This window comes from Ferrimonas sp. YIN67, from assembly GCF_057219095.1.
Window position 1 is genome coordinate 34,237 of sequence record NZ_JBXVVJ010000005.1, and the last position, 24,081, is coordinate 58,317.

General features: G+C 58.8%; 22 protein-coding genes. 12 read left to right on the forward strand and 10 right to left on the reverse strand.

Translation table 11 applies throughout. The annotated features are described in order from the left end of the window. Window positions 1-8 precede the first annotated feature (8 nt). From AC2D8U_RS12020 to lpxC, 4 genes are all read left to right on the forward strand, one after another. Window positions 9-761: a cell division protein FtsQ/DivIB gene (locus tag AC2D8U_RS12020; protein ID WP_484619305.1), complete on the forward strand. Its 753-nt coding sequence runs from the start codon at window positions 9-11 to the stop codon at window positions 759-761. Continuing rightward, complete coding sequence (gene ftsA / locus AC2D8U_RS12025; RefSeq protein WP_484619306.1) at window positions 758-1,993, forward strand: cell division protein FtsA; 1,236 nt, start codon at window positions 758-760, stop codon at window positions 1,991-1,993. The genes AC2D8U_RS12020 and ftsA overlap by 4 nt, the downstream gene beginning before the upstream one ends. A 28-nt stretch (window positions 1,994-2,021) precedes the next feature. Continuing rightward, complete coding sequence (gene ftsZ / locus AC2D8U_RS12030; protein ID WP_484619307.1) at window positions 2,022-3,254, forward strand: cell division protein FtsZ; 1,233 nt, start codon at window positions 2,022-2,024, stop codon at window positions 3,252-3,254. Between the two features lie 133 nt (window positions 3,255-3,387). Next, complete coding sequence (gene lpxC, locus AC2D8U_RS12035; protein ID WP_484619308.1) at window positions 3,388-4,299, forward strand: UDP-3-O-acyl-N-acetylglucosamine deacetylase; 912 nt, start codon at window positions 3,388-3,390, stop codon at window positions 4,297-4,299. Between the two features lie 7 nt (window positions 4,300-4,306). Here lpxC and AC2D8U_RS12040 read toward each other — a convergent pair whose 3' ends face one another. Next, entirely contained in the window at window positions 4,307-4,750 is a 444-nt protein-coding gene (locus AC2D8U_RS12040; protein WP_484619309.1) for a DUF721 domain-containing protein, read from the reverse strand. 28 nt (window positions 4,751-4,778) lie between these two features. On the opposite strand from AC2D8U_RS12040, the gene AC2D8U_RS12045 reads away from it, so the two are divergent. The 3 genes from AC2D8U_RS12045 (at window position 4,779) to mutT (ending at window position 9,044) form a co-directional block, all read left to right on the forward strand. After that, window positions 4,779-5,684 carry a M23 family metallopeptidase gene (locus AC2D8U_RS12045; RefSeq protein WP_484619310.1) on the forward strand — a complete coding sequence of 302 codons (906 nt, stop codon included), beginning with the start codon at window positions 4,779-4,781 and terminating at the stop codon, window positions 5,682-5,684. 75 nt (window positions 5,685-5,759) lie between these two features. Beyond that, a complete protein-coding gene (secA, locus tag AC2D8U_RS12050; protein ID WP_484619311.1) occupies window positions 5,760-8,480 on the forward strand; it encodes a preprotein translocase subunit SecA in 2,721 nt (906 codons plus the stop codon). Window positions 8,481-8,645: 165 nt separating this feature from the next. Continuing rightward, a complete protein-coding gene (gene mutT, locus AC2D8U_RS12055) occupies window positions 8,646-9,044 on the forward strand; it encodes an 8-oxo-dGTP diphosphatase MutT (RefSeq protein ID WP_484619312.1) in 399 nt (132 codons plus the stop codon). Between the two features lies 1 nt (window position 9,045). Here the strand turns inward: mutT and yacG are convergent, their stop codons facing one another. The 9 genes from yacG to AC2D8U_RS12100 all read right to left on the reverse strand — a co-directional run bounded on the left by yacG (window position 9,046) and on the right by AC2D8U_RS12100 (window position 16,961). Then, complete coding sequence (gene yacG / locus AC2D8U_RS12060) at window positions 9,046-9,270, reverse strand: DNA gyrase inhibitor YacG (protein ID WP_484619313.1); 225 nt, start codon at window positions 9,268-9,270, stop codon at window positions 9,046-9,048. Continuing rightward, window positions 9,267-10,016: a cell division protein ZapD gene (locus tag AC2D8U_RS12065; protein WP_484619314.1), complete on the reverse strand. Its 750-nt coding sequence runs from the start codon at window positions 10,014-10,016 to the stop codon at window positions 9,267-9,269. The genes yacG and AC2D8U_RS12065 overlap by 4 nt, the downstream gene beginning before the upstream one ends. Then, the gene (gene coaE, locus AC2D8U_RS12070; protein WP_484619315.1) at window positions 10,000-10,620 is read right to left on the reverse strand and encodes a dephospho-CoA kinase; all 621 of its coding nucleotides are present in this window, start codon (window positions 10,618-10,620) and stop codon (window positions 10,000-10,002) included. The genes AC2D8U_RS12065 and coaE overlap by 17 nt, the downstream gene beginning before the upstream one ends. Next, window positions 10,617-11,504: a prepilin peptidase gene (locus tag AC2D8U_RS12075; RefSeq protein WP_484619316.1), complete on the reverse strand. Its 888-nt coding sequence runs from the start codon at window positions 11,502-11,504 to the stop codon at window positions 10,617-10,619. The genes coaE and AC2D8U_RS12075 overlap by 4 nt, the downstream gene beginning before the upstream one ends. A 32-nt stretch (window positions 11,505-11,536) precedes the next feature. After that, window positions 11,537-12,805 carry a type II secretion system F family protein gene (locus tag AC2D8U_RS12080; protein WP_484619317.1) on the reverse strand — a complete coding sequence of 423 codons (1,269 nt, stop codon included), beginning with the start codon at window positions 12,803-12,805 and terminating at the stop codon, window positions 11,537-11,539. A 244-nt stretch (window positions 12,806-13,049) separates the two neighbouring features. Further along, window positions 13,050-14,597: a type IV-A pilus assembly ATPase PilB gene (pilB, locus tag AC2D8U_RS12085; protein ID WP_484619318.1), complete on the reverse strand. Its 1,548-nt coding sequence runs from the start codon at window positions 14,595-14,597 to the stop codon at window positions 13,050-13,052. Between the two features lie 50 nt (window positions 14,598-14,647). Continuing rightward, the gene (locus AC2D8U_RS12090; protein WP_484619319.1) at window positions 14,648-15,073 is read right to left on the reverse strand and encodes a pilin; all 426 of its coding nucleotides are present in this window, start codon (window positions 15,071-15,073) and stop codon (window positions 14,648-14,650) included. A gap of 558 nt (window positions 15,074-15,631) precedes the next feature. Further along, complete coding sequence (nadC, locus tag AC2D8U_RS12095) at window positions 15,632-16,480, reverse strand: carboxylating nicotinate-nucleotide diphosphorylase (protein ID WP_484619320.1); 849 nt, start codon at window positions 16,478-16,480, stop codon at window positions 15,632-15,634. 4 nt (window positions 16,481-16,484) lie between these two features. After that, complete coding sequence (locus tag AC2D8U_RS12100) at window positions 16,485-16,961, reverse strand: retropepsin-like aspartic protease family protein (RefSeq protein WP_484619321.1); 477 nt, start codon at window positions 16,959-16,961, stop codon at window positions 16,485-16,487. 203 nt (window positions 16,962-17,164) lie between these two features. Here AC2D8U_RS12100 and ampD point away from each other — a divergent pair, with 203 nt between their 5' ends. The 5 genes from ampD (at window position 17,165) to aceF (ending at window position 23,922) form a co-directional block, all read left to right on the forward strand. Continuing rightward, window positions 17,165-17,734, forward strand: a complete 570-nt coding sequence (ampD, locus tag AC2D8U_RS12105) for a 1,6-anhydro-N-acetylmuramyl-L-alanine amidase AmpD (RefSeq protein ID WP_484619539.1) — start codon at window positions 17,165-17,167, stop codon at window positions 17,732-17,734. A gap of 1 nt (window position 17,735) precedes the next feature. Beyond that, window positions 17,736-18,587 carry a beta-lactamase regulator AmpE gene (ampE, locus tag AC2D8U_RS12110; RefSeq protein ID WP_484619322.1) on the forward strand — a complete coding sequence of 284 codons (852 nt, stop codon included), beginning with the start codon at window positions 17,736-17,738 and terminating at the stop codon, window positions 18,585-18,587. A 221-nt stretch (window positions 18,588-18,808) separates the two neighbouring features. Next, a complete protein-coding gene (gene pdhR / locus AC2D8U_RS12115; RefSeq protein ID WP_484619323.1) occupies window positions 18,809-19,567 on the forward strand; it encodes a pyruvate dehydrogenase complex transcriptional repressor PdhR in 759 nt (252 codons plus the stop codon). Between the two features lie 57 nt (window positions 19,568-19,624). Next, a complete protein-coding gene (gene aceE / locus AC2D8U_RS12120; protein ID WP_484619324.1) occupies window positions 19,625-22,303 on the forward strand; it encodes a pyruvate dehydrogenase (acetyl-transferring), homodimeric type in 2,679 nt (892 codons plus the stop codon). 14 nt (window positions 22,304-22,317) lie between these two features. After that, window positions 22,318-23,922, forward strand: a complete 1,605-nt coding sequence (aceF, locus tag AC2D8U_RS12125) for a pyruvate dehydrogenase complex dihydrolipoyllysine-residue acetyltransferase (RefSeq protein WP_484619325.1) — start codon at window positions 22,318-22,320, stop codon at window positions 23,920-23,922. Window positions 23,923-24,081: the final 159 nt, after the last annotated feature.

A 24,081-nucleotide genomic window follows, 5' to 3' on the forward strand; every position in this document is an offset into this window, starting at 1 on the left:
CCGATGTTATGGTGAGCCTGGCGCTGCCATCCCGGCCCACCCTGCCCAGCGGGATCCGCTGGTCTGTCTGGGCAGGCCTGGCTTTCCTGCTATTGGTGCTGGCCGGTCTGGCACGAGGTACCTGGTGGGTGGTGGACTTTACCAGTGATGCGGACGCCTTGCCGGTGGAGGAGCTGGCACTGATCGGTCAGCGCCGTTTTACCTCGGACGATGAGGTGCGCAGCGCGGTCCACCAGCTGGGTCAGTGGTCCCTGTTTACTGCCGATGTGGCGGTGATCCGCCAGGCCCTGACGGATCTGCCCTGGGTGGACAGGGCGGCGGTTCGGCGTGAATGGCCGAACCGGCTTCGAGTTTACCTGCTGGAGCAGGAGCCGGTTGCCCGCTGGCATGATAATGCCTGGCTTAATGACCGGGCCCAGCCCTTCGTTGCCCCAGAGCGCGAGGGGTTGTCGTCGTTGCCGCACTTGTCCGGGCCCCAGGGTAGCGGTGAAAAAGTGTGGCTAATGTGGCAGCAACTGTCTGAATTGCTGGCCTTAAATGGCTTTGAAGGGCAAGCTCTACAGTTGAATCATCGCCATGCCTGGGCCTTGCGCCTGGGCAATGGCATCGAGTTGGCGTTGGGGCGTAATGACACCCTGGCCCGAACTCAACGTTTTATCGATCTCTGGCCAACGCTGGAGCAGGAAGGCAAACCCATTGAACGGGTTGATTTACGATACGACACGGGACTGGCCGTGCGCTGGCAGGAACAGGATCAATGACCAATAGCCAAGACACCAGCCTGATTGTGGGGCTGGATATCGGAACGGCACAGACCACTGCGGTGATCGGTGAGGTATTGCCCGATGGTGAGATCAGTATCGTCGGCATGGGCAATCAGTTGTCCCGGGGCATGGATAAGGGTGGTGTCAATGATCTGGATTCGGTGATGCGTAGCGTCAACCTGGCGCTGAACCAGGCGGCTTCCATCGCAGAGTGCGAGGTGGCGTCTGTATACCTGAGCATCTCCGGCCACCACATCAGTTGCCAGAACGAGAAAGGCATGGTGTCCATCGATGGGCCCGAGGTGATCCAGGAGGATGTGGAGGATGTGATCCACACGGCCCGTTCGGTCAAGATCCCTACCGAACGCCGGATCCTGCACGTACTGCCCCAGGACTTTACCATCGACGAACTGGAGGGGATCCGTTCTCCCGTGGGCATGTCCGGTGTTCGGATGGAAGCCAATGTTCATATGGTGACTTGCTCCTCCGACTGGGCCCGCAACATCATCAAGTGCGTCGAGCGATGTGATGTGGCGGTGGATGATCTGGTGTTTTCCGGGATCGCCTCTGCCGAAGCGGTATTGACCGACGACGAGAAAGATCTCGGGGTCTGTCTGGTGGATATTGGTGCCGGAACCACGGACATCGCCATCTACTCCGGCGGTGCATTGCGCTTCTGTGCGGTGATCCCGGTGGCCGGTAATCAGGTCACCAGTGATATCGCCAAGATCTTCCGTACACCTCTGAGTCACGCAGAACAGATCAAGGTGCAATACGCCTGTGCGCGCTCTGCCCTGGTCAGCCAGGAGGAGAGCATCGAGGTCCCCTCTGTGGGTGGTCGACCGGCACGCAGCATGTCTCGTCATACCCTGGCGGAGGTGGTTGAACCCAGGTACCAGGAGTTGTTTGAACTGGTGGCCGAAACATTGCGTGGCAGCGGCCTGGAAGATCAGGTCGCCGCAGGCATTGTCCTGACGGGCGGGACCGCCCAGATCGAGGGGGCGGAAACCGTTGCCGAGGAGATGTTTGGCATGCCGGTGCGCATGGCCCAGCCTCGGCCACTGAAAGGATTGAACGAATACATTCGGGAGCCCAGCTACGCCACGGCGGTCGGGCTGCTGCACTATGGAGCACGGCAGTTGCGGATTAAGGCGCAGGACCGGGCTCCGAAAAAAGGTTTGGGCCAGATTCTAGGCAGGATGCAGAGCTGGTTTAAAGGCGAGTTTTAACTGGACGCGGGCAAACGGAGAAAGAGTTATGTTCGAGATCGTTGACAGTCATAGTGATGACGCCGTCATCAAAGTCATCGGGGTTGGTGGTGGCGGCGGCAATGCCGTTGAACACATGGTCGAACAGACCATAGAGGGTGTAGATTTTATCTGTGCCAACACCGATTCCCAGGCACTGCGCAAGTCTTCTGCGCAGACCACCATTCAGCTGGGTAAGAACGTTACCAAGGGCTTGGGTGCTGGCGCCAACCCGGAGATCGGCCGCGAGGCGGCGTTGGAAGACCGGGAAACCATTCGAGCCGCCATTACCGGCTCGGATATGGTCTTTATCGCTGCGGGCATGGGGGGCGGCACCGGAACCGGTGCGGCACCGGTCGTGGCGGAAGTGGCCAAGGAGGAGGGGATCCTCACCGTGGCCGTGGTGACCAAGCCCTTCTCTTTCGAAGGTAAAAAGCGCTCCGCCTATGCGGACCAGGGGATCGACCAGCTGTCCAAGCAGGTGGATTCTCTGATCACTGTACCCAATGACAAGCTGATGAAGGTCCTGGGTGGCCGTACCAGCCTGCTGGATGCCTTCAAAGCCGCCAACAATGTCTTGTTGGGTGCGGTTCAGGGGATTGCCGAACTGATCACCCGACCAGGCTTGATCAACGTGGATTTCGCCGATGTGAAGACGGTGATGTCTGAGATGGGCAACGCCATGATGGGTACAGGCGTGGCCCGTGGTGAGGATCGTGCTGAAGAAGCGGCGGAGGCGGCCGTGGCCAGCCCTCTGCTGGAAGACATCGACCTGTCTGGCGCCCGTGGTGTGCTGGTGAACATCACCGCTGGCCTGGATATCAGCATCGAAGAGTTTGAAACCGTGGGTAACCACGTTAAAGCCTATGCATCCGATAACGCCACCGTGGTGGTGGGGGCGGTGATCGATCCTGAGATGAGTGATGAACTGCGGGTGACCGTAGTGGCCACCGGGATCGGTGCTGAGAAAAAACCTGACATTCAGTTGGTGAGCAAGCCGGCCGTAAAAGCTGCCGAGGTGCGTCCCACCGAGACGGCAGCAGACACCCCTACGGTGGCCGCCAAGAGCCCGGCTCAGTATGCGGTGGACTCTGCACCAAGTCTGGGTGCTCAGGTGAGCAGCGAGCCTGCCCGTCCATCGGCTCCGGCCGCTGCGGGTAATCAGGCCAGTGCCGCTGCGACGAAACAGAATCAGGACCACTACCTGGATATTCCAGCGTTTTTGCGTCGCCAGGCTGACTAAGCGTCATCCAGATGGCTTATGGGTCTAGGTTGGCTTGGACAATTGGTCCGGCCAGTCTTTGTTCATGTGTCAAATTTGTGTTAGTATGGCGGCCGTTTGGTTAAAGCAGTATCAGCAGCAGGAGCAGTACTCGATGAGTAAACAGATGACGCTTCAGCGTCCGATCCAAGCCGCCGGTGTGGGATTGCACTCCGGAAATAAGGTGACGATTGCGATGAAGCCTGCCCCGGTGAATACCGGGATTGTCTTCCGTAGGGTCGATCTTGATCCTGTGGTGGAGATCCCTGCCCGCGCTGATCTGATCAAGGAAACCACCCTGTGCTCCGGCTTGGCCAATGAGCAGGGGATCAAGGTGTTGACCATCGAACACTTGATGGCCGCCGTGGCGAGCATGGGGATCGATAACCTCTATATCGAGGTGGATGCACCTGAGATCCCGATCATGGACGGCAGTGCCAGTCCCTTCCTTTTCCTGTTGCAAAGTGCCGGTATCGCAGAGCAGACCGCGTCCAAGCAATATCTGCGCCTGCGCAAAACCGTGCGTGTGGAAGAGGGAGACAAGTGGGCGGAATTTCGTCCTTACCACGGCTTCCGTCTGGATTTCTCCATCGACTTCCAGCACCCGGCGATCAGCCGCAGTGCTCAGCGTCTGGCCCTGGATTTCTCCGCCAGTGCCTTCTCCCGTGAGATCAGTAAGGCCCGTACTTTCGGCTTTATGAAAGACATTGAGTTTCTGCGTGCCAATAACTTGTGTTTGGGCGGCAGCATGGAGAATGCCATCGTGCTGGATGAGTTTCGCATCCTCAACCCGGACGGCCTGCGGGATCCGGATGAGTTTGTGAAGCACAAGATCCTGGATGCGGTGGGGGATCTCTATCTTGCGGGTCATGCCATTCTGGGTGAGTTCCGGGCCCATAAGTCCGGCCATGCCCTCAACAACCTTTTGGTGCGTGCGGTATTGGCAGATGCCAGCGCCTGGGAACTGGTCAGCTTTGACCGTCCACAAGAGGTACCGATGGATTACCTGGCCCCCAGCCTGGCCTAAGCGCCCCTTATTTTTTGATTGGCCGCCCTCGGGCGGCCAATTTTTTAAGTTTTTCGCCCAGTTCGCCGCCTACGTTATTTGCGAGGGCCTCAATATGAGCGCTCGCATTGCTACTTAACTGTCTGGAAACTTCGACCTTTTGTGTCTTTATCCGAGAGAGTTCCGGGTTGACTTTAAATTCGATAGTCGTGAGCATGGGAAACCCATTTCTGCGCAGTTCGGACAAGAGTTCCAACCTCTGGTACTGTAACCGGGTCGCCCAGGCCGCCGAGGCCAGCTCGATCACCAGCTTGCCATCACGCAGGTTAGCGATCTTCATATGGTCATGCACGGCCGGATCGAGCAGGGGCAGCAAGCACTGCTGCAGTTGGCTCATTTGACCGGTATGGTTTTGTAACTGAGCGAAGCGGGTACTGGCCAAGTGGGCCATGTCTCGTGGTTTGGATTTCATTGAATAAGAGAAAGTGATTGGCGACCCAATGAGTGTAACAGTCTTTATCCGTACAAAGCACGGCGTTCGCCGTGTTGAGCCAGGCAAACGCTGGCTGTTGTTGCCGGTGGCGTTGATCGCCGCGGGTCTCGGTGTCTGGCAACAGGCGTCGCAGCGGGTGGAGCTGGTGCAGGGAGAGCTGCAAAGTGCTAACCAGAGTCAGCAGGTACAGCAGGATAATCTGTTGCAGCTCAAGGATCAGACCGAAGCTCAATTGTCCGTACTGGCCGCCCGTTTGGGACGGATCCAGGCCCGGATGAACCGAGTCGAGGCGATAGGGATGGCGCTGGCTGATCGTGCAGACCTGGCTGAACAGTTCGACTTCGACAGTGAAGTGGGGCTGGGAGGGGCGGATTCTCCCGCAAAGGGGGATATCGAGTTGAGTATACTCCTCAGTGATATGGATGAATTGCTCAAACGTCTCGATCGGGCCGATAATCAGCTTCCCCTACTTGAAACCTTGGAACGTCATCACCATATCGATAATGAGCGCTACCTGAGTGGTCGGCCGCTATCCAGTGGATGGCAGTCCTCCTCCTTCGGTTATCGCAACGATCCTTTTACCGGACAGCGACGCATGCACCGGGGATTGGATTTTGCGGGTTCGGAAGGGGGTGAGGTGATCGCCACGGGAGCCGGTGTGATCTCCTACTCGGGAACCATGTTTGGTTACGGCAATTTGGTCGAAATTGATCACGGTAACGGCTTGAAGACTCGATATGGGCATAATAAAGAAAATCTGGCCGAACTGGGTCAGGTAGTGAACAAAGGTGACGTGGTTGCATTGATAGGCAGCACAGGCCGCTCGACCGGTCCCCATGTTCATTACGAAGTATTGAAAAACGACAGACAGGTGGATCCTGCGGCCTACGTTTATCGTAAGCCTCGCAGTTAATCGGGATCCGAGACAAAAATCCGAAGGCGCCGGCATGATGCTGGCGCCTGCCGTGTTCAGTAGCGATGATAGGCAATGTTAGCGAAACTCCTGACCAAAGTATTTGGTAGCAAAAACGAACGAACCCTCAAGCAGCTACGCAAGGTGGTAGACCAGATCGGTGCCATGGAAGCGGACTGGGAAGCCCTGAGTGACGACCAACTCAAGCAGAAGACCGAGGAGTTTAAGCAGCGCTATGCCGATGGCACCAAGCTGGATGAGCTGTTGCCGGAGGCATTTGCCACCGTACGCGAAGCCTCCAAGCGGGTGTTTGGTATGCGTCATTTTGACGTCCAGCTGGTGGGGGGGATGGTCTTGCAGTCTGGCCGCATCGCCGAGATGCGTACCGGTGAGGGGAAGACCCTGACCGCAACCCTGCCAGCCTATCTTAACGCCCTGACCGGCAAAGGCGTTCACGTGATTACCGTGAACGACTACCTGGCTCGTCGTGATGCCGAGTGGAACCGTCCTCTGTTTGAATTCCTCGGCATGTCCGTGGGGATCAATTTGTCCGGGATGAACCACCAGGACAAGCAGAGCGCCTATGCCTGTGATATCACTTACGGCACCAACAACGAATTTGGCTTCGATTACTTGCGCGACAACATGGCTTTTTCCGCGGGTGAGCGAGTACAGCGAGAGCTGCACTACGCCCTGGTGGATGAAGTGGACTCCATCCTTATCGATGAAGCCCGTACGCCGCTGATCATCTCAGGTGCCGCCGAGGACAGCTCTGATCTCTATATCCGGGTTAATACCCTTATTCCAAAATTGGTTCGCCAGGATAAGGAAGATACCGAGGAAGAGATTGGCGATGGCGACTTCTCCGTGGATGAGAAAGCCAAGCAGGTGAATCTGACCGAGCGCGGCCAGGAGAAAGTGGAGCAGTTGCTCACCGATATCGGCCTGCTGCAGGAAGGGGACTCCCTCTACAGCGCCGCCAACATCTCCCTGCTGCATCACATCAACGCCGGTTTGCGCGCCCACATGCTGTTTGAGCGTGACGTTGACTACATCGTTGACGATGAAGGTGCCGTGGTGATCGTGGATGAGCACACCGGTCGTACCATGCCGGGGCGCCGCTGGTCCGAAGGTCTGCACCAGGCGGTGGAAGCCAAAGAAGGCCTGCGTATTCAGAATGAAAACCAGACCCTGGCATCCATCACCTTCCAGAACTACTTCCGGATGTACGAGAAGCTGGCCGGCATGACCGGTACGGCTGATACCGAAGCGTTCGAGTTCCAGAGCATCTATGGCCTGGATACCGTTGTCATTCCGACCAACCGTCCCATGGTCCGTAAGGACATGGCGGATCTGGTGTACCTGACGGCAGAAGAGAAATACGAGGCGATCATCGCCGATATTCGTGACTGCATCGAGCGGGGACAGCCGGTACTGGTGGGTACCATCTCCATCGAGACCTCAGAGTTTCTCTCCAACCTGCTGCGTAAAGAGAAGATCAAGCACAACGTGCTCAACGCCAAATTCCACGAACAGGAAGCGGAGATTGTCGCGCAGGCCGGTCGCAGTGGTTCGGTGACCATTGCCACCAACATGGCCGGTCGTGGTACCGATATCGTCCTGGGTGGCAGCTGGCAGGCGGAGATCGACAAGCTGGGTGACAGCGCCTCTGAGGAGCAGATCGCCAAGATCAAGGCGGATTGGCAGGTGCGTCATGATGCCGTGCTGGAAGCCGGTGGCCTGCACATCATTGCGTCCGAGCGTCATGAATCCCGCCGGATCGATAACCAGCTGCGTGGCCGCTCCGGTCGTCAGGGTGATGCGGGTTCTTCCCGTTTCTACCTGTCCATGGAAGACAGCCTGATGCGGATCTTTGCCTCTGACCGTGTATCCAGCATGATGAAGAAACTGGGTATGGAGCGGGGCGAAGCGATTGAACACCCCTGGGTGAATCGTGCCATTGAGAACGCCCAGCGCAAGGTTGAGGCACGTAACTTCGATATTCGTAAGCAACTGCTGGAATACGATGACGTCGCTAACGATCAGCGCCAGGTGGTGTATTCCCAGCGAAATGAGCTGATGGAAGGTGATGACATTAGCGAGACCATCGTAGTGGTGCGCGAGGATGTCATTAACAACATCGTCTCCCAGTACATCCCGCCACAGTCTCTCGAGGAGATGTGGGAGGTTCCCGCCCTGGAAGAGCGCTTGGCGGTAGACTTTGAACTGGCCCTGCCCATCGGCGAATGGCTGGAGAAGGAAGATGATCTGGATGAACTCGCGCTGCGCGAGCGCATCGTCGCAGCCTGGGATGAGGCCTATAAAGAGAAGGAAGAGCAGGTTGGCGAGAAAGTGCTGCGCCAGTTTGAGAAGGTCGTCATGCTGCAGACCCTCGATAACCTGTGGAAGGAACACCTGGCGGCGATGGACCACCTGCGTCAGGGGATCCACCTGCGTGGTTACGCTCAGAAGAACCCGAAGCAGGAGTACAAGCGTGAGTCCTTCGAGCTGTTCCAGGGTATGTTGGAAACCCTCAAGACTGACGTGATCTCCCTGTTGTCCAAGGTTCGGGTTCAGGCACAGTCCGATGTCGATGCCATGGAGCAAAAACGTCGAGAGCAGGAAGAGCAATTGGCCCGTCAGCGTGCTTTCCAACATCAGCAAGCCGAGCAGATGGGACAGCCTCAGCCAGCAGCCCAGCCTCAAGCGGCTCAAGGGCCTAAGGTTGGTCGTAATGAGCCTTGCCCCTGTGGCAGTGGCAAGAAGTACAAGCAGTGTCACGGTAAGCTGAGCTAAGCGCGGCGGTGAACCGATAGCGATCAGTGAAGAAAACAAAGAGCGGCCCCGGGGCCGCTCTTTGTGTATCAGGGAGTCTGGGGTCAGAGTAAAAACTAAGTATTGTTCTCCAGACTTTGGAGAGGGAGTTTTTACTCTGACCCCAAATTAATTTGGGGTCGTATTATGAAAGAGATCCGGGTGGCCATCGGGGTGGTGGTCAATGCTAGGCGGCAGGTTTTGCTGGCGCTGCGGGATAAGGCTCAGCATCAGGGGGGCCTGTGGGAGTTTCCCGGCGGTAAGGTGGAGCCCAATGAGACGGTGGAAACCGCTCTGGCCAGGGAACTGGCAGAGGAGGTGGGTCTGCGGGTGCTGGGGAGTGAACCGCTTCACAGCGTGGTGCATGACTATGGGGATCGCCTGGTGCAGCTGGATACCTTCCTGGTGACTGAATTTGAAGGGAAGGGGGAGAGCATCGAGGGCAACCCCATTCGCTGGGTTGCCCTCGATGCGTTGCCCACAGTGGCAATGCCAGCTGCCAATGGGGCGATTGTCAGCGCTTTGCTGGCGCGCCTGCCTGCCTAGATCAATATGAGGTGTCGTCCTCGTCTTCATCGGGTAGGAAGAAGTCGGGCTCGCTGATATCAAACTCGTCGGGCAGTTCGACCTTGCCTTTGATGGCGTGGCGTTCTTCGGACCATTCGCCGAGATCGATCAGCTTGCAGCGCTCGCTGCAGAAGGGGCGAAATGGGTGTTTCTCATCCCAGCTGACTTCAGTTTGGCAGGTGGGGCATTGGACTTTCAGGGTCATGGACTCTCCGTCGACAGGCACAGGTGCAACGGCAGGTTGCGAGGATCGGCCTTGCCGGATTGATGGTTGATCAGGTGAATGGTAAAGCGGTTCCGGTGAGCGCTGATGGTGGGATACACCCCGTATTCCTGCTTGAGTTTGACCCGCAGCAGGTCCAGTTCCAGCTCTGAGCTGGCTTGATAGCTGCCCCCCATGGCCATCTGTTCTTGCCACCGACCGGTTTCCCGCAGCATGTTCAGCAGGATCCCTATGCTGTCGGTGATCGGGGCCAGCAGGGTGAGCCAGTCTCTGGCCTGCGCCTGTTTGATCTCATTGCTCTGGGCCAACCAGAAGTGCAGCTGGGGGAGATCGAAGCTGCCGCAGCCACCGGGAATGATCAGACGTTGGCGCAGTGCACCGAGAAAACGGTCACCCTTGAGTAGCTGGGCGGGCCGGATCAGGTTCTGCAGTGCCTGGATCAGTCCGGTCAGCTGCTGCTCGAAGCTGTCGAGCTGTGCATGGTCGACGTTGGGCAGGGGGCGCCACTGGGCCAGCTGTTCGATCTGTCGATCCAGGTCTTTGAGCAGATCGGTGCGCAGCTCGCTGCGCTCCACCAGCTCACCGAGTTCAAACAGGCTGCGGAAAAAGGCCAGTTCACAGCCGGAGTAGGCCATGGCACTGTGAGCCTTGGCCTGGGCGGCAACGCTTTCGATCCGCAGGTAATTGCGGATCTTTTCATTGAGGGGTTGTTCAAATGTCAGCCACATTCCCTTGCTCCGCTTGTTGAAGGTAAAACTTGTGTAGCGGTGCCAGTTGAGTCTCGAGCTGGGTCAGGCTGCCGCCGTTGTCGATTACATCATCTGCGATGGCCAGGCGCTGTTTACGACTGGCCTGGCGTTGAAGAATACGCTCGACCAGCGCCCTGTCATTGCCATCGCGCTGGCAGGTGCGCTCGATCTGCACCGATTCGGGCACATCCACCACCAGCACGCGATCCACCAGATCGGCCATGCCACTCTCGGTCAGCAATGGGATCACCGCTATGGCATAGGGACTGGTGGCAGCAGCGCACTGGCGTTTCAGTTCGGTTCGGATCAAGGGATGGGTCAGCTGATTGAGCCACTGGCGCTGAGCCTCGTCGGCAAAGACGATTCGGCGTAACTGGGCCCGGTCAAGGGTACCGTCGGCCAGGAGGATCCCGCTGCCAAAGCGTTCGATGATGGCGGTCAGCCCCGGGGTTCCCGGTGCCACCACCTCCCGGGCCAGGATGTCGGTGTCGATGACTGCGATCCCCAGTTGGGCAAAGCGGTCACTGACTTGGGTCTTGCCGGAGCCGATCCCGCCGGTTAGGCCCACTAAGTAGCGACTCATAGGACCACCATGTTGATCATGTACCAGGACACCAGCGTTGGCCCCCAGCACAGGTAGATAAAGCCTCCCAGGGCGATCCAGGGGCCGAACGGCATGGGATTGTCCTTTTGCAGGCGCCCGGTGGCCATCATGGTGAGGCCAAACAGGGCCCCACCCATGGAGGCGAAGAGGATCACAGGCAGCAGGGCCTGCCAGCCAAACCAGGCACCAAACAGCGCCAGCAGTTTGAAATCGCCATAGCCCATTCCCTCCTTGCCGGTCAGCAGCTTGAAGGCTTGGAAGATACTCCAGAGGGAGAGGTAGCCGGCGACGGCCCCGATCACGGCGTCATTGAGAGGAACGAACAGCCCCTGGAGGTTGACCAGCAAACCGAGCCACAGCAGGGGGAGGGTGATCTGATCCGGCAATAGCATGGTGTCGATATCGATGGCGCTGAGGGCGATCAACCCCAGGGTCAGCAGGGTCGCGGCGAGAAAGGCCGGAGTCGGGCCTAATAGCAGGGCCAGTCCGATGGCCGTCAGTCCGCTGAGCAACTCAACCAGGGGGTAGCGCCAGGCGATCGGACCGGCGCACTGATGGCAACGTCCTCGCTGCAGGGCGAAGCTCAGCAGGGGAATGTTGCGCCAGGCCGGAATGGGGGTATCGCAATGGGGGCAGGCACTGGCAGGTGTGGCCAGGTTATAGCGCTCTGCGGGCGCTTCCGAGGGGGCAGGGGCCTGCTCCGGAAAGGCTTCGGCACACTCGGCCCGCCACTCTCGCTCCATCATGATCGGCAGTCGGTGGATCACCACATTGAGAAAGCTGCCCAGGATCAGGCCGACGATCAGGGCCACCAGGGGAAACAGCCAGGCATATTGGGCAAAAAGTTCGAGCCACAGGGTCATGAAAGTCGCCGATAAGGGGATTTATCCTGATCCTATCCGACTACGTTACCCAATTGGAAGATGGGCAGGTACATTGCGACGACCAAGCCGCCCACTAGGGTGCCCAACACCACCATCAGCATGGGCTCGATCAGGGTGGAGAGGCCGTCCACCGCATCGTCTACCTCCATCTCGTAGATGTTGGCGACCTTGTTGAGCATATCGTCGAGGGCTCCGGACTCCTCGCCGATCATTACCATCTGGGTCATCATGTCCGGGAAGATCTGGACCGTGCGCATCGCCACATGCATCTGCAGCCCACCTATCACCTCCTCCTTGATCTTGAGGATGGCACGGCGATAGACGGCGTTGCCCGATGCGCCGGCGGAGGCATCCAGCCCTTCGATCAGGGGGACTCCAGCGGAGAAGGTGGTGGCCAGGGTGCGGGCAAACTTGGCCATGGCGCCCTTGTGCAGGATATTGCCGATCAATGGCAATTTGAGCGTGTAGGCATCAACGCCGTCGCGAAAGGCCTGGGAGTTGCGGTGGGAGCGGATCAACGCCCAGGCGATGAGCGCGGCGATCCCAAAGAAATAGTACCAGCTGGCCTGGAGGAACTGGGACAGGTTGATCACCAACTGGGTAAAGATGGGGAGCTCGGCGCCAAAGTCACTGAAGATCGCCTCGAACTGGGGCACCACGAACAGCAGCAGCAGCAGGGTGACGCCGATGGCCACGGTGATCACCGCCGCGGGGTAGAACATCGCCTTCTTGATCTTGGACTTGAGGGCTTCGGCCTTCTCCTTGTAGGTGGCAATCCGGCTAAATACCTGATCCAGGGTGCCGGACTGCTCGCCGGAGGCCACCAGATCACAGTAGAGTTCGTCGAAGTAGCGGCGGTGGGGACGCAGGGACTGGGAGACGGGGGAGCCCGACTGCAACTCTTCGAGCACTTCACTAAGCAGGGCCCGCATGGCCGCATTTTCATGACCCTTGACCACCATCTCCATGGCCGTCACCAGGGGCACTCCAGCGCCGAGCATGGTGGCGATCTGACGAGTAAAGACGGCGATGTCTGCGGCTCGGATCTTGGCCTGGCGCTGAAACATGGGGGTGGGCTTTTTGCGTACTTGCAATGGGGTGATCCCCTGTTTGCGCAGCTGGGCTTTCACCTCGGCTCCCGAGTGTCCTTGGAGATCACCTTTGAGCTTGTCCCCTCGCCGGTTGCGGCCCTGCCAGTGAAACTCCACCAGTTCGGCCTGTTGCTTGGCACCTGTGGGGCTTTTTTTCTCTTTGCTGTGGCGTTTGAGTGCCGTGGCCATGGCCGAACTCCTTTGCTTTGTTTCTGTTATGGGCCGGGGCGGACGCCAGGACACCACACTGAACGGTGCGGGGAAATGCCAAGGTTTGGTGGAGCGGCTCCCGGCTCCCCATAAATGCAGAATTCAGGACGCTGCGCTGACAGAAAACAGAGAAAGGCAAAAACCCCGCCCCCTGTTTTCTGCCTTTCCCTGTTCCCTGCTTTTTCCTGTCTCCTGCTTCTGCTTGTCCCCTGTTTCCGGCTCTCTAGTGGTTGGTGATCCGGTTGATCTCCGCCAGAGAGCAGATCCCCTCTATCACCTTGGTCAGCCCGGCGTCTCTCAGGGTCAGCATACCGTCGGCCCGGGCCTGCTCGGCCAGCTCGATGGCACTGCCGCCGGCCATGATCAGTGCCGCCAGCCGGTTGGTCATGGTAAGCATCTCGTAGAGGCCGACCCGGCCCTTGTAACCGCCGTTGCACTGAGCACAACCTACGGCCCGGTAGGTAACAAAGCCTGTGTCCAGCTGAGCCGGGCTAAAGCCGGCACTGAGCAGCACCTCCTGGGGAAGGGTTTCCGCCTCGCAGCAGTGGCGGCAGAGCTTGCGGGCTAGGCGCTGGGCGATGATCAGACTGACCGAGCTGGCGATGTTGTAGGCGGGGACCCCCATGTTAAGCAGGCGGGTGAGGGTTTCCGGGGCGGAGTTGGTGTGCAGGGTGCTCATCACCAGGTGGCCGGTCTGGGCCGCCTTGACGGCGATCTCGGCGGTTTCCAGATCTCGGATCTCCCCCACCATGACGATATCCGGATCCTGGCGCAGGAAGGAGCGCAGGGCCCCGGCGAAGGTCAGCCCCGCCTTGGGATTGATCTGCACCTGGTTGATCCCTCGCAGATTGATCTCCACAGGATCCTCGGCGGTGGAGATGTTGCGCTCATCGGTGTTGAGGATATTGAGGCCGGTGTAGAGGGAGACCGTCTTACCCGAGCCGGTGGGGCCGGTGACTAAGATCATCCCCTGGGGACGATTCAGGTTGGCCTGGTAGCACGCCTTCTGCTGTTCGCTGAAGCCCAGGATATCGATGTTGAGACTGGCGGCGGAACTGTCGAGGATCCGCATCACCACCTTTTCACCAAACAGGGTGGGCAGTACGGAAACGCGAAAATCCACCAGCCGGTGGCCGCCGACTCGAAGCTTGATGCGGCCATCCTGGGGCAGGCGTCGTTCGGCGATATTGAGTTTGGACATCACCTTGATGCGGGCGGCGATCCTCGGTCCCAGGTTGGCCGGTGGACTGTTGATGGTAGAGAGGATCCCGTCGATGCGAAAGCGCACCCGGAACTGGTCCTCGTAAGGTTCGAAATGCAGATCCGAGGCGCCCTTACGGATCGCCTCGGTCATCAGCTTGTTGATAAACACCACAACGGGAGCATCCTCGGCCCCGCCGGTGGCCGGATCTTCCCCATAGGGATCCGTGTCCTCGGTGTCGATCCCGGCCAGGCGCTGCTCATCCTCCTCGGTGATCTCCAACTGATCGAGATCGTCCTCTAGCACCTTTTCCAGCACCCGCTCCAGCGCCTCGCGCACCACGATCACCGGCTCCACATGGAGCCCCAGGTTAAACTGGAACTCCTCCAGGGCCAGCAGGTTGTCGGGATCGGCGGTAGCCAGCACCAAACGGTTGTTGCGTTTGCTCAGGGGCAGGCAGCGGTGCTTCTCAATCAGCTTGCGATTGAGCAGCTCCTCGGGGACGCTGGACAACTCCAGGGCGGAGATATCCATCGAGGGAAGGCCGAAGGTGGTGGCTGACAGGCTCATATGCGACAAGATCGGTTTGGGGCCAGCTCAGCCAGCCCCAGATTACAATTTTAAGGCGTTGCAGCTGCAGTACAGCCATCGATATACGTTACGCAGTTTGCTCCGCCGGTGATATCCCAAGATATTTGACTGTCTACTGAAGTGTTGGGTGTTAGCACCATGCTTTTGTCATCGACTGTGGTAGCTACAGTTAAGGTGATTACGCCAGCAGTCACACTAGCCACAGTTGCTCCAACGGCGGGGATACCTTCTTTGGTCGCATCGCAATTAGCTAGATCACCATTTTCCTGATAGCAGACTGCGACGGCAGTTTTATAGGCGTGAGCGTCGGTAAGGATTGATGTGAGCTTGCTGCGTTTTACATAGTCTTGATAGGCCGGGATCGCAATGGCCGCCAGGATCCCGATGATGGCGACCACGATCATCAGTTCGATCAGGGTAAAGCCGCGCTGTTGCGTGAGTTGATTCCGTTTCATGTCCCTTTCCTTATCCATCTTGATGTTCGTTGTGCGCGCACGGTGCGGCGCAGTGATTCCCTGATGAGGCTGGCCACACCGTTAATCGAAGCGGTTTCGAATGGAGGGAGATGCGCCAGTACATCATTGATAAAGCTAGTACACCGCCAGCGGGTTGCAAGAATGTAAATAAAAGAGTTGGGGAGTGTTTAGGAGTGGAACTGTCTGTTTGACGGTTGTTTTTTAGCGAATGATCAGGAGGGCAGGGGCAAGGGCTAGGTTCTAGGTACTAGGAAGGGCAGGTTCTAGGTACTAGGTACTAGGTACTAGGAAGGGCAGGTTCTAGGTTCTAGGTACTAGGAAGAGCAGGTTCTAGGTTCTAGGAAGAGCAGGTACTAGGGGGAGCAGGTACTAGGTAAGAGCTTACTGGGCATTTCCCTAGAGCCCAGGTTTTATCCTAGAACCCAGGCTCTTCCCTAGAACCCAGGCTCTTTCTCAGAACCTAGGCTTTATCCTAGAACCTAGGCTCTTTCCCAGAGCCCAGGCTTTAGCGAGGGGGGCAGCCCGCGGGGAGCCCCTTTAGCGAAAGCGCATGGAGAGATCCAGGGCGCGGACATGCTTGGTCAGGGCGCCGACGGAGATAAAGTCGATGCCGGTGCGGGCAAAGTCACCGATGGTGGCCAGGGTGACGTTGCCGGAGACCTCCAGCTTGGTGGTGGGGCGCACCTGCTCGCGCAGTTTGACCGCGTCGAGCATCATGGCGGTGTCGAAGTTATCCAGCATTACGATGTCGGCGCCCGCTTCCAGGGCCTGGGCCAACTCCTCCAAGCTTTCCACTTCCACCTCGACCGGGGCCTCAGGATTGAGGACACGAGCCGCCTGGATCGCCTCGGCAATGCCGCCGCAGGCGGCGATGTGGTTTTCCTTGATCAGGAAGGCGTCATACAGGCCGATGCGGTGATTGTGGCCGCCGCCGCAGGTGACGGCGTACTTCTGGGCGGTGCGCAGGCCGGGCACGGTTTTCCGGGTGTCCAACAGGCGGGTGCCGGTGCCGTCGATATGGGCGACATATTGCTGGGTCAGGGTGGCCACACCGGACAGGGTCTGGATAAAGTTCAGTGCGGTGCGTTCACCGGTCAGCAGAAGGCGGGCCGGGCCAGCCAACTCGACCAGCACCTGGTTGGCGACCACAAGATCGCCATCATCGACATGCCAGTGCAGGGCGACTTCGCCGCCGAGCTGGTTAAATACCTGTTCGGCCCAGGCCTTGCCACAGAACACCCCATCTTCACGGGTGATCACCGTGGCTTCGGCGTAGCGGTCGGCGGGGATCAAGGCTGCGGTAATGTCGCCCTCGGCCGGGCTCAGTCCACCGAGATCTTCTTCCAGGGCGGCACTCACTGCCAGACGGATATCGTTTTGGAGCATGGGTTCAGTATTTCCTCAGGGTCAGGGTATTCCCCCGCTGGATCATTTCCAGATCTTTGAGGGCATTCATGCCCAATAAGATGGTGCGGTCATCCAGTCCGGGATTGATGTTAGCGGTCAGATCATACAGGGTTAGTACGCCGATGGAGAGGGTCTCGATCCGGGTTTGATACACATCGACGGTGCCGTTGGCGGTACTGACCGGGAAACGGCGGCCCCGGGGCAGCTCGAGGCGGTCGGCCACGGCGGCGGGGATGGAGATCTCGGTGGCACCGGTATCCACCAGCATCACCACCTCATGGCCGTTGAGTCGGGCGCTGGTGACATAGTGGCCCTGGCGGTTGCGTTGCAACTCCACCTCGCTGATCTCGCCGACGATTCGGCCTACCACTTGCTGGTTCGGGTTCTGGCGCTGGCTCAGTTTCTTGTCGAAATAGAGATAAAGCAGGCTGGCCAGGGCGATCCAGGCCAGCAAAAACATCACTTTTCCCGGACCTTGGCTCGACTGGGGAGTGGGCATTGGGTTCCAGCTTATTTGGGGCTTTGTGACAGTATATCAAAGCGAAAGCGCCCGGGGGCGATCTGAGTCACCCCAGGTTTGGGCTTGGCTGATATGATGGATCTCTATTGTCTGTAGGGAAATACTTGATGGGTAATGCCTTTGCTTCTCCCTCCGGGGAGTCAATGCCGGTTCGGGCACCCGGCCATACGCTGGAGCCGAAGGGGCGCTGGCTGACGCTGGCGCAGCACAGTTTTTCGCCGTTTCAAGGGCCACGGCCCGAGGGAGCAGAGATCAGCCTGCTGGTGCTGCATAACATCAGTCTGCCCCCTGGGCTGTTTGGCGCCCCTTATATTCACCAACTGTTCCTTGGCTGTGTACAGCGGGATTACCCGGTGCTGGAGGAAGTTCGGGATCTGCAGGTCTCGGCACACCTGTTGATCCGCCGTGATGGGCACGTTATCCAGTATGTGCCGTTCGACCGTCGTGCCTGGCATGCCGGGATCAGTGCGTTTGAGGGTGAGTCGAATTGTAATGACTTTTCCATTGGCATTGAGTTGGAAGGATGTGATCACATCCCGTACGAAAATGCACAATATCAGACGCTTGTTGGGGTGACGCATGCCCTGATGAGAAAGTATCCTTTGATCACCCGAGACCGCATTGTGGGTCATTGCCACATAGCGCCGTCGCGTAAGACGGATCCCGGTCCGGCCTTTGACTGGGATGGTTACTTCCGATTACTGGACGATTGATATGGCTTTGTTCTCTTTGCTATTGGTGCTTTTTATCGAACGAACCCGCCTGCTGAGCCAGCGGTGGCAGTTCGAATCGTTTTTTGCCCGGTACGCGACGCTGCTGTTTGATGAGCAGGCACTGAAAAAGTGGCCAAAGATGGCGGTGGCACTCAGCCTGCCGGCCCTGCTTGTGTACTGGCTGGCGGACCTGCTGACCGGTAAGTGGTTTGGCTTATGGCACCTGCTGCTGTGGATCGCCGTCGGCTTGCTGGTGTTTGGCCATCGGCCCCTGCGAGAGCGTTTTCGCTGTTACCTGGTGGCGGCATGCCGAGGTGATTCCCAGGCCAGTTATCACTATATGGAACAGTTGGATCATCAGGTCCAGGAGGGGGTCGGTTCCGACTGCTCCCTGGGGCTGCGCATGGGTCAGGTGGCGGCCTGGTTGAACTATCGATACTACGCCGCAGTTGCCCTCTATTTTGTGGCTCTGGGGCCTGGGGCCGCGCTGTTTTACTCCACGGTTCGGGGTTACCACGATCACTTTGCCCAGGCACAGCTTAAGCGACCGCTCTTGGTGCCCTTAATGCACCTGCTCGATTGGATCCCCGCCCGAGTGGTGGCACTGGGCTTCGCCCTGTCCGGGCATTTCAGTCGGGCCATCACAGTGTTGCTGCCTCGGTTGTTCGATCCCTGGGTCTCGGCGCGAGAGTTGATCACCGAGGTGGCCCTGGCGGCAGAGGAGCCGGATGAGGTTGAGGATGAGCCGATCTGCGTGCAGCCCACGCTGGCGCTGCTGCAACTGGCCAAGCGCAACCTGATCCTGTTGCTGGTGGTGGTCTCTGTCTTGACCATACTGGGCGTTTTGCACTGACACCGGCCCCACTTCCTGAAAAACACCCCTTTTGCTATTGGTCTGACCATCGGCTCAAGTGACCGCCATCATAAGGCAATGTTTCGCCATCACGCGAACCGGGCTTATTGTGATGAGGCTCAAAGTCCTTGATCCAACTGTGTGAGGTCTGCTACATTTCGTGGCAGGTTTCAATGGTCATACCAATTAACACCATTCGTTAACATTTGGAAATACGCCCTATGGCCTACCGAAGAATTAATCAGCCGAAGCTGTCCGACGTCATCGTCAAGGAACTTGAGAAGATGGTGCTCGAAGGCAGTCTGAAGCCGGGACAAAAACTCCCACCGGAGCGGGAGCTGGCGGTTCAGTTTGAGGTATCGCGTCCGTCGTTACGCGAGGCGATCCAGAAACTGGAAGCTAAAGGAGTGCTTACCCGCCGACAGGGGGGAGGCACTTATGTCAAACAACAGCTATGGAACAGCTTGTCCGATCCTTTGGTAGAGCTGCTGGCCAATAACCCGGAATCCCAGTACGACCTGCTGGAGTTCCGTCATGCCACTGAAGGCATGATGGCTTATTACGCCGCGGTCCGAGGGACCGATGCGGATCACGCCCAGCTGCGTCGCAAGGTAGAAGCGATCAAGGCGGTACAAGGCAACACCGAAGAGGAAGCCCAGGCGATCGTGGAGTTTTACTGCTGCGTAGCCGAAGCCTCTCATAACGTGGCCATGCTGCACCTGGTACTGAGCCTGGCGCAGCTGCTGCAGCGCAATGTGGCGGCCAACCTGGAGTTGCTGTATCGCCGTGAAGGCTCGTCCGATGTGGCGAATACCCACAGGGAAGCCCTGCTGCAGGCCATTTTGAGGCGTGATGCCGAGGCGGCCCGTAAGGCGTCCAATGACCATCTGGCTTACATCGAAGAAGTTACGCTGGAGGTGCGTCGTGAAGACAGTCGCCAGCAGCGTAGCCTGAGAAGAATGCGGAACGATCTTCCGTGATCGTTTCAGTCACATAAGTCGCTTTCGAGGCGGCAGAAGAATTTAGGGATTATTGTCATGTCAAACACCATTGGTCACGACGTCGATAAACAGGAAACCCAGGAGTGGCTTGAAGCCCTGACCGCGGTGATGCAGGAGGATGGCGTAGAACGCGCCCAGTACCTGCTTGAGCAGTTAATCGAAAAGGCCCGCCTCGATGGCGTCGATCTCCCGACGGGGATCAACACTAACTACATCAATACCATTGCCCATGCGGCTGAGCCCGCATACCCGGGGGATCTGACCCTGGAGCGGCGGATCCGCTCCATCATCCGCTGGAACGCCATCATGATCGTGCTGCGCGCCTCCAAGAAGGATCTGGATCTGGGTGGCCATATGGCGTCCTACCAATCTGCCGCCGCCTTTTATGAGGTGGGCTTCAATCATCTGTTCCGCGCTCCCAATGACAAGGATGGTGGCGATCTGGTGTACTACCAGGGCCACATTTCACCCGGGATCTACGCCCGTGCCTTCCTCGAAGGACGACTGACTCAGGAGCAGCTGGACAGCTTCCGTCAGGAGGTGGATGGCAAGGGGATCTCCTCCTACCCCCACCCCAAGCTGATGCCGAATTTCTGGCAATTCCCAACGGTTTCCATGGGCCTTGGCCCCATCAGTGCCATTTACCAGGCGCGTTTCCTCAAGTACCTGGATGGCCGTGGCATGAAGGACACCAGTGAGCAGCGGGTCTATGCCTACCTGGGGGATGGTGAGATGGACGAGCCGGAATCCCGTGGCGCCATCTCCTTCGCCGCCCGTGAAGGCCTGGATAACCTCTGCTTCCTGATCAACTGTAACCTGCAGCGGCTGGACGGTCCGGTGATGGGCAACGGCAAGATCATCCAGGAGCTGGAGGGCCTGTTTAAAGGGGCCGGCTGGAACGTGGTCAAGGTGGTCTGGGGCAACGGCTGGGACAAACTGCTGGCCAAGGACAGCTCCGGCAAGCTGTTGCAGCTGATGAACGAAACCGTGGATGGGGATTACCAGACCTACAAGGCGAAAGATGGCGCCTATGTGCGTGAGCACTTCTTTGGTCGTTATCCGGAAACCGCCGCCCTGGTGGCGGACATGACCGATGCCGAGATCTTCGCCCTGCAGCGGGGTGGCCACTCTCCGTCCAAGCTGTATGCCGCCTACATGAGTGCCAAGAATACCAAGGGCAAGCCCACGGTGATCCTGGCCAAGACGGTGAAGGGCTATGGCATGGGCGAGGCCGCCGAAGGCAAGAACATTGCCCACCAGGTCAAGAAGATGGATATGAGTGCCGTTTTGCACCTGCGTGATCGTCTGGGCCTGAAAGATCTGCTGTCCGATGAACAGGTCAATGAACTGCCCTACCTGCAGCTCGAAGAGGGGACGCCTGAGCATCGCTACCTGCATGATCGTCGCAATGCCCTGCACGGTTATACGCCCCAGCGCCTACCTCAGTTTACCCAGCCACTGACTCTGCCCCCCCTGGACAGCTTCAAGGGGCTGCTGGAAGCGCAAAAGCGCGAGATCTCCACCACCATGGCCTTTGTCCGTGCCCTGAATCTGCTGCTCAAGGACAAGGGGATTGGCAAGAACATCGTGCCCATCGTCGCCGATGAGGCCCGGACCTTTGGCATGGAAGGCCTGTTCCGCCAGATCGGGATCTATAACCCCAAGGGGCAGCACTACACCCCGCAGGATCGCGATGTGGTTTCCTACTACAAGGAGTCCACCTCGGGTCAGGTCTTGCAGGAGGGGATCAATGAGCTGGGGGCGATGAGCTCCTGGGTGGCGGCGGCTACCTCCTACAGCACCAATGATCTGCCGATGATCCCCTTCTACATCTACTACTCCATGTTTGGCTTCCAGCGTGTCGGCGACATGGCCTGGATGGCGGGGGATCAACAGGCGCGGGGCTTCCTGCTCGGCGCCACCGCCGGTCGCACCACGCTGAACGGTGAGGGGCTGCAGCACGAGGATGGTCACAGCCTGGTGCTGGCGAATACCGTGCCCAATTGCGTCAGTTATGATCCGACCTTCGCCTACGAGGTGGCGGTGATCATGCAGGATGGGATCCAGCGGATGTACGGTCCAGATCAGGAGAACGTCTTCTACTACCTGACCCTGATGAACGAGAACTACGCCCAGCCAGCGATGCCGGAAGGGGCCGAAGCGGGGATCCGCAAGGGGATCTACAAGCTCGAGTCCTACGCCGGTGACAAGGCCCAGCCGGGCAAGAAAGTTCAGCTGCTCTCCTCCGGTACCATCATGGTCCAGGTGCGCGAAGCCGCCCGGATCCTGAGCGAGGAGTATGGGATCGGCTCTGATGTCTACTCGGTCACCTCCTTCAATGAGCTGACCCGTGAAGGGCAGGATGTGGAGCGCTGGAACATGCTGCACCCGACCGAAGCGCCCCGTACTCCCTACATCACGTCTGTGCTGGGTAACGAGCCGGCCATCGCCGCCACGGATTACATGAAGAACTATGCCGAGCAGGTGCGCGCCTATGTGCCAGCGGCGAGTTACAAGGTGCTGGGTACGGACGGTTTCGGTCGCTCTGACAGTCGTGCCCAGCTGCGTCGTCACTTCGAGGTCAATGCCCACTACGTGGTGGTGGCGGCCCTCAATGAGTTGGCCAACAAGGGTGAGCTGAGCAAGGATGTGGTGGCCGAGGCCATCGCCAAGTTCGAACTCGACGCCGATAAGATCAATCCGCTTTACGCTTAAGGGACTGCCTGAATATGTCTATCGAAATTACCGTACCGGATATCGGTGCCGACGAAGTTGAAGTAACCGAGATCCTGGTTGCCGTGGGTGATCGCGTCGAGGAGGAGCAATCTCTGATCACCGTGGAGGGGGACAAGGCCTCCATGGAAGTGCCGGCCAGTCAGGCTGGCGTGGTGAAGGAGATCAAGATCGCCGTTGGGGATCAGGTGGCTACCGGTGCGCTGATCATGCTGTTCGAGGTCGAGGCTGAGGTCGAAGCGGCCGCTGAGCCTGCCCCCGCCCAGGAGGCGGCTGCCCCGGCTGCCCCTGCGGCCACTCGGGTTGACGCCATTGCCGTGCCGGATATTGGCGGTGATGAAGTGGAGGTGACCGAAGTGCTGGTGGCTGTCGGTGATAGCGTCGAAGCCGAGCAGTCCCTGATCACCGTGGAGGGCGATAAGGCCTCCATGGAGGTGCCCGCCCCCTGTGCCGGCGTGGTGAAGTCCATTGCCATCGCGGTGGGCGACAAGGTCAACACGGGCTCTGTCATTATGGAGTTTGAGGTGGCCGGTGCCGCTGCGGCTGAGCCTGCCCCGGCGCCGATTGCACCGGTGGAAGTCGCCCCGGTCGGCAAGATGCCGCATCCTGCGCCGGTGGAGTCCGAACTGGTGGCCACCACTGAGCCGGGTACCGGTTTTATCGAGAACAGTGCCTACGCCTACGCCACGCCGGTGATCCGTCGCATGGCTCGGGAGCTGGGGGTGGATCTGTCCCGGGTGACGGGGACAGGTCGCAAGCGCCGAATTCTCACCGAGGATGTGCAGGCCTATGTGAAGGCGGCCATGACCCAGGTGCAGTCCGGTGCGGTGGCCCCGGCCGGTGGCGGTCAGGGTGGGCTGGATCTGATCCCCTGGCCCAAGGTGGACTTTGCCAAGTTTGGTGAGGTGGAAGTCAAACCGCTGTCGAAGATCAAGAAGCTCTCCGGCGCCAACCTGGCGCGTAACTGGGCGATGATCCCCCATGTGACCCAGTTCGACGAAGCTGACATCACCGAGGTCGAGGCGTTCCGCAAGGAGCAGAACCTGGTGGTGGCGAAGCAGGAGCTGGGCTTTAAGATCACCCCGCTGGTGTTCATCCTCAAGGCCGTGGCCAAGACCCTGGCCGATCTGCCCCAGTTCAACAGCTCCCTGTCCGAGGACGGTCAGAGTGTGATCTTGAAGAAATACATCAATGTCGGTGTGGCGGTGGATACGCCGAATGGCCTGGTGGTCCCCGTGGTGCGCGACGTGGATAAGAAGGGAATTTACGAGCTGTCACAGGAACTGATGGCGATCAGCAAGAAGGCCCGTGCCGGCAAGCTGATGGCCGGTGATATGCAAGGCGGGTGTTTCACCATCTCCAGCCTGGGTGGGATCGGCGGTACCGCCTTTACCCCCATCGTCAATGCCCCGGAAGTGGCCATCCTTGGGGTGTCCAAATCCGACATGAAGCCGGTGTGGAATGGCAGCGAGTTTGTACCTCGCCTGATCCTGCCTCTGTCCCTCTCCTATGACCACAGGGTTATAGATGGGGCCGACGGTGCCCGCTTCAGTTCCACCCTGGCCGGCTACCTGAGCGATATCCGTAAGCTGACCCTGTAAGCCCTGGCTTCAGGTGACTCTCCCTGCCTCGTCCATGGCGGGGAGGCAAGTTACTGATGTGCAGGGTAACATCACATGAAGGCGGTTCTTTGTGATCTGTCTTCTGTTCCTGGCGCGGGGGGCGTACAATGCCATCGCCCCCAAAAGGAATGCAGAATA

What these genes read in the sequence shown, in the direction of transcription:
- AC2D8U_RS12020 (WP_484619305.1), top strand. Translation starts at nt 9, where the DNA reads ATGGTGAGCCTGGCGCTGCCATCCCGGCCCACCCTGCCCAGCGGGATC.
- ftsA (WP_484619306.1), top strand. Translation starts at nt 758, where the DNA reads ATGACCAATAGCCAAGACACCAGCCTGATTGTGGGGCTGGATATCGGA.
- ftsZ (WP_484619307.1), top strand. Translation starts at nt 2,022, where the DNA reads ATGTTCGAGATCGTTGACAGTCATAGTGATGACGCCGTCATCAAAGTC.
- lpxC (WP_484619308.1), top strand. Translation starts at nt 3,388, where the DNA reads ATGAGTAAACAGATGACGCTTCAGCGTCCGATCCAAGCCGCCGGTGTG.
- AC2D8U_RS12040 (WP_484619309.1), bottom strand. Translation starts at nt 4,750, where the DNA reads ATGAAATCCAAACCACGAGACATGGCCCACTTGGCCAGTACCCGCTTC.
- AC2D8U_RS12045 (WP_484619310.1), top strand. Translation starts at nt 4,779, where the DNA reads ATGAGTGTAACAGTCTTTATCCGTACAAAGCACGGCGTTCGCCGTGTT.
- secA (WP_484619311.1), top strand. Translation starts at nt 5,760, where the DNA reads ATGTTAGCGAAACTCCTGACCAAAGTATTTGGTAGCAAAAACGAACGA.
- mutT (WP_484619312.1), top strand. Translation starts at nt 8,646, where the DNA reads ATGAAAGAGATCCGGGTGGCCATCGGGGTGGTGGTCAATGCTAGGCGG.
- yacG (WP_484619313.1), bottom strand. Translation starts at nt 9,270, where the DNA reads ATGACCCTGAAAGTCCAATGCCCCACCTGCCAAACTGAAGTCAGCTGG.
- AC2D8U_RS12065 (WP_484619314.1), bottom strand. Translation starts at nt 10,016, where the DNA reads ATGTGGCTGACATTTGAACAACCCCTCAATGAAAAGATCCGCAATTAC.
- coaE (WP_484619315.1), bottom strand. Translation starts at nt 10,620, where the DNA reads ATGAGTCGCTACTTAGTGGGCCTAACCGGCGGGATCGGCTCCGGCAAG.
- AC2D8U_RS12075 (WP_484619316.1), bottom strand. Translation starts at nt 11,504, where the DNA reads ATGACCCTGTGGCTCGAACTTTTTGCCCAATATGCCTGGCTGTTTCCC.
- AC2D8U_RS12080 (WP_484619317.1), bottom strand. Translation starts at nt 12,805, where the DNA reads ATGGCCACGGCACTCAAACGCCACAGCAAAGAGAAAAAAAGCCCCACA.
- pilB (WP_484619318.1), bottom strand. Translation starts at nt 14,597, where the DNA reads ATGAGCCTGTCAGCCACCACCTTCGGCCTTCCCTCGATGGATATCTCC.
- AC2D8U_RS12090 (WP_484619319.1), bottom strand. Translation starts at nt 15,073, where the DNA reads ATGAAACGGAATCAACTCACGCAACAGCGCGGCTTTACCCTGATCGAA.
- nadC (WP_484619320.1), bottom strand. Translation starts at nt 16,480, where the DNA reads ATGCTCCAAAACGATATCCGTCTGGCAGTGAGTGCCGCCCTGGAAGAA.
- AC2D8U_RS12100 (WP_484619321.1), bottom strand. Translation starts at nt 16,961, where the DNA reads ATGTTTTTGCTGGCCTGGATCGCCCTGGCCAGCCTGCTTTATCTCTAT.
- ampD (WP_484619539.1), top strand. Translation starts at nt 17,165, where the DNA reads ATGCCGGTTCGGGCACCCGGCCATACGCTGGAGCCGAAGGGGCGCTGG.
- ampE (WP_484619322.1), top strand. Translation starts at nt 17,736, where the DNA reads ATGGCTTTGTTCTCTTTGCTATTGGTGCTTTTTATCGAACGAACCCGC.
- pdhR (WP_484619323.1), top strand. Translation starts at nt 18,809, where the DNA reads ATGGCCTACCGAAGAATTAATCAGCCGAAGCTGTCCGACGTCATCGTC.
- aceE (WP_484619324.1), top strand. Translation starts at nt 19,625, where the DNA reads ATGTCAAACACCATTGGTCACGACGTCGATAAACAGGAAACCCAGGAG.
- aceF (WP_484619325.1), top strand. Translation starts at nt 22,318, where the DNA reads ATGTCTATCGAAATTACCGTACCGGATATCGGTGCCGACGAAGTTGAA.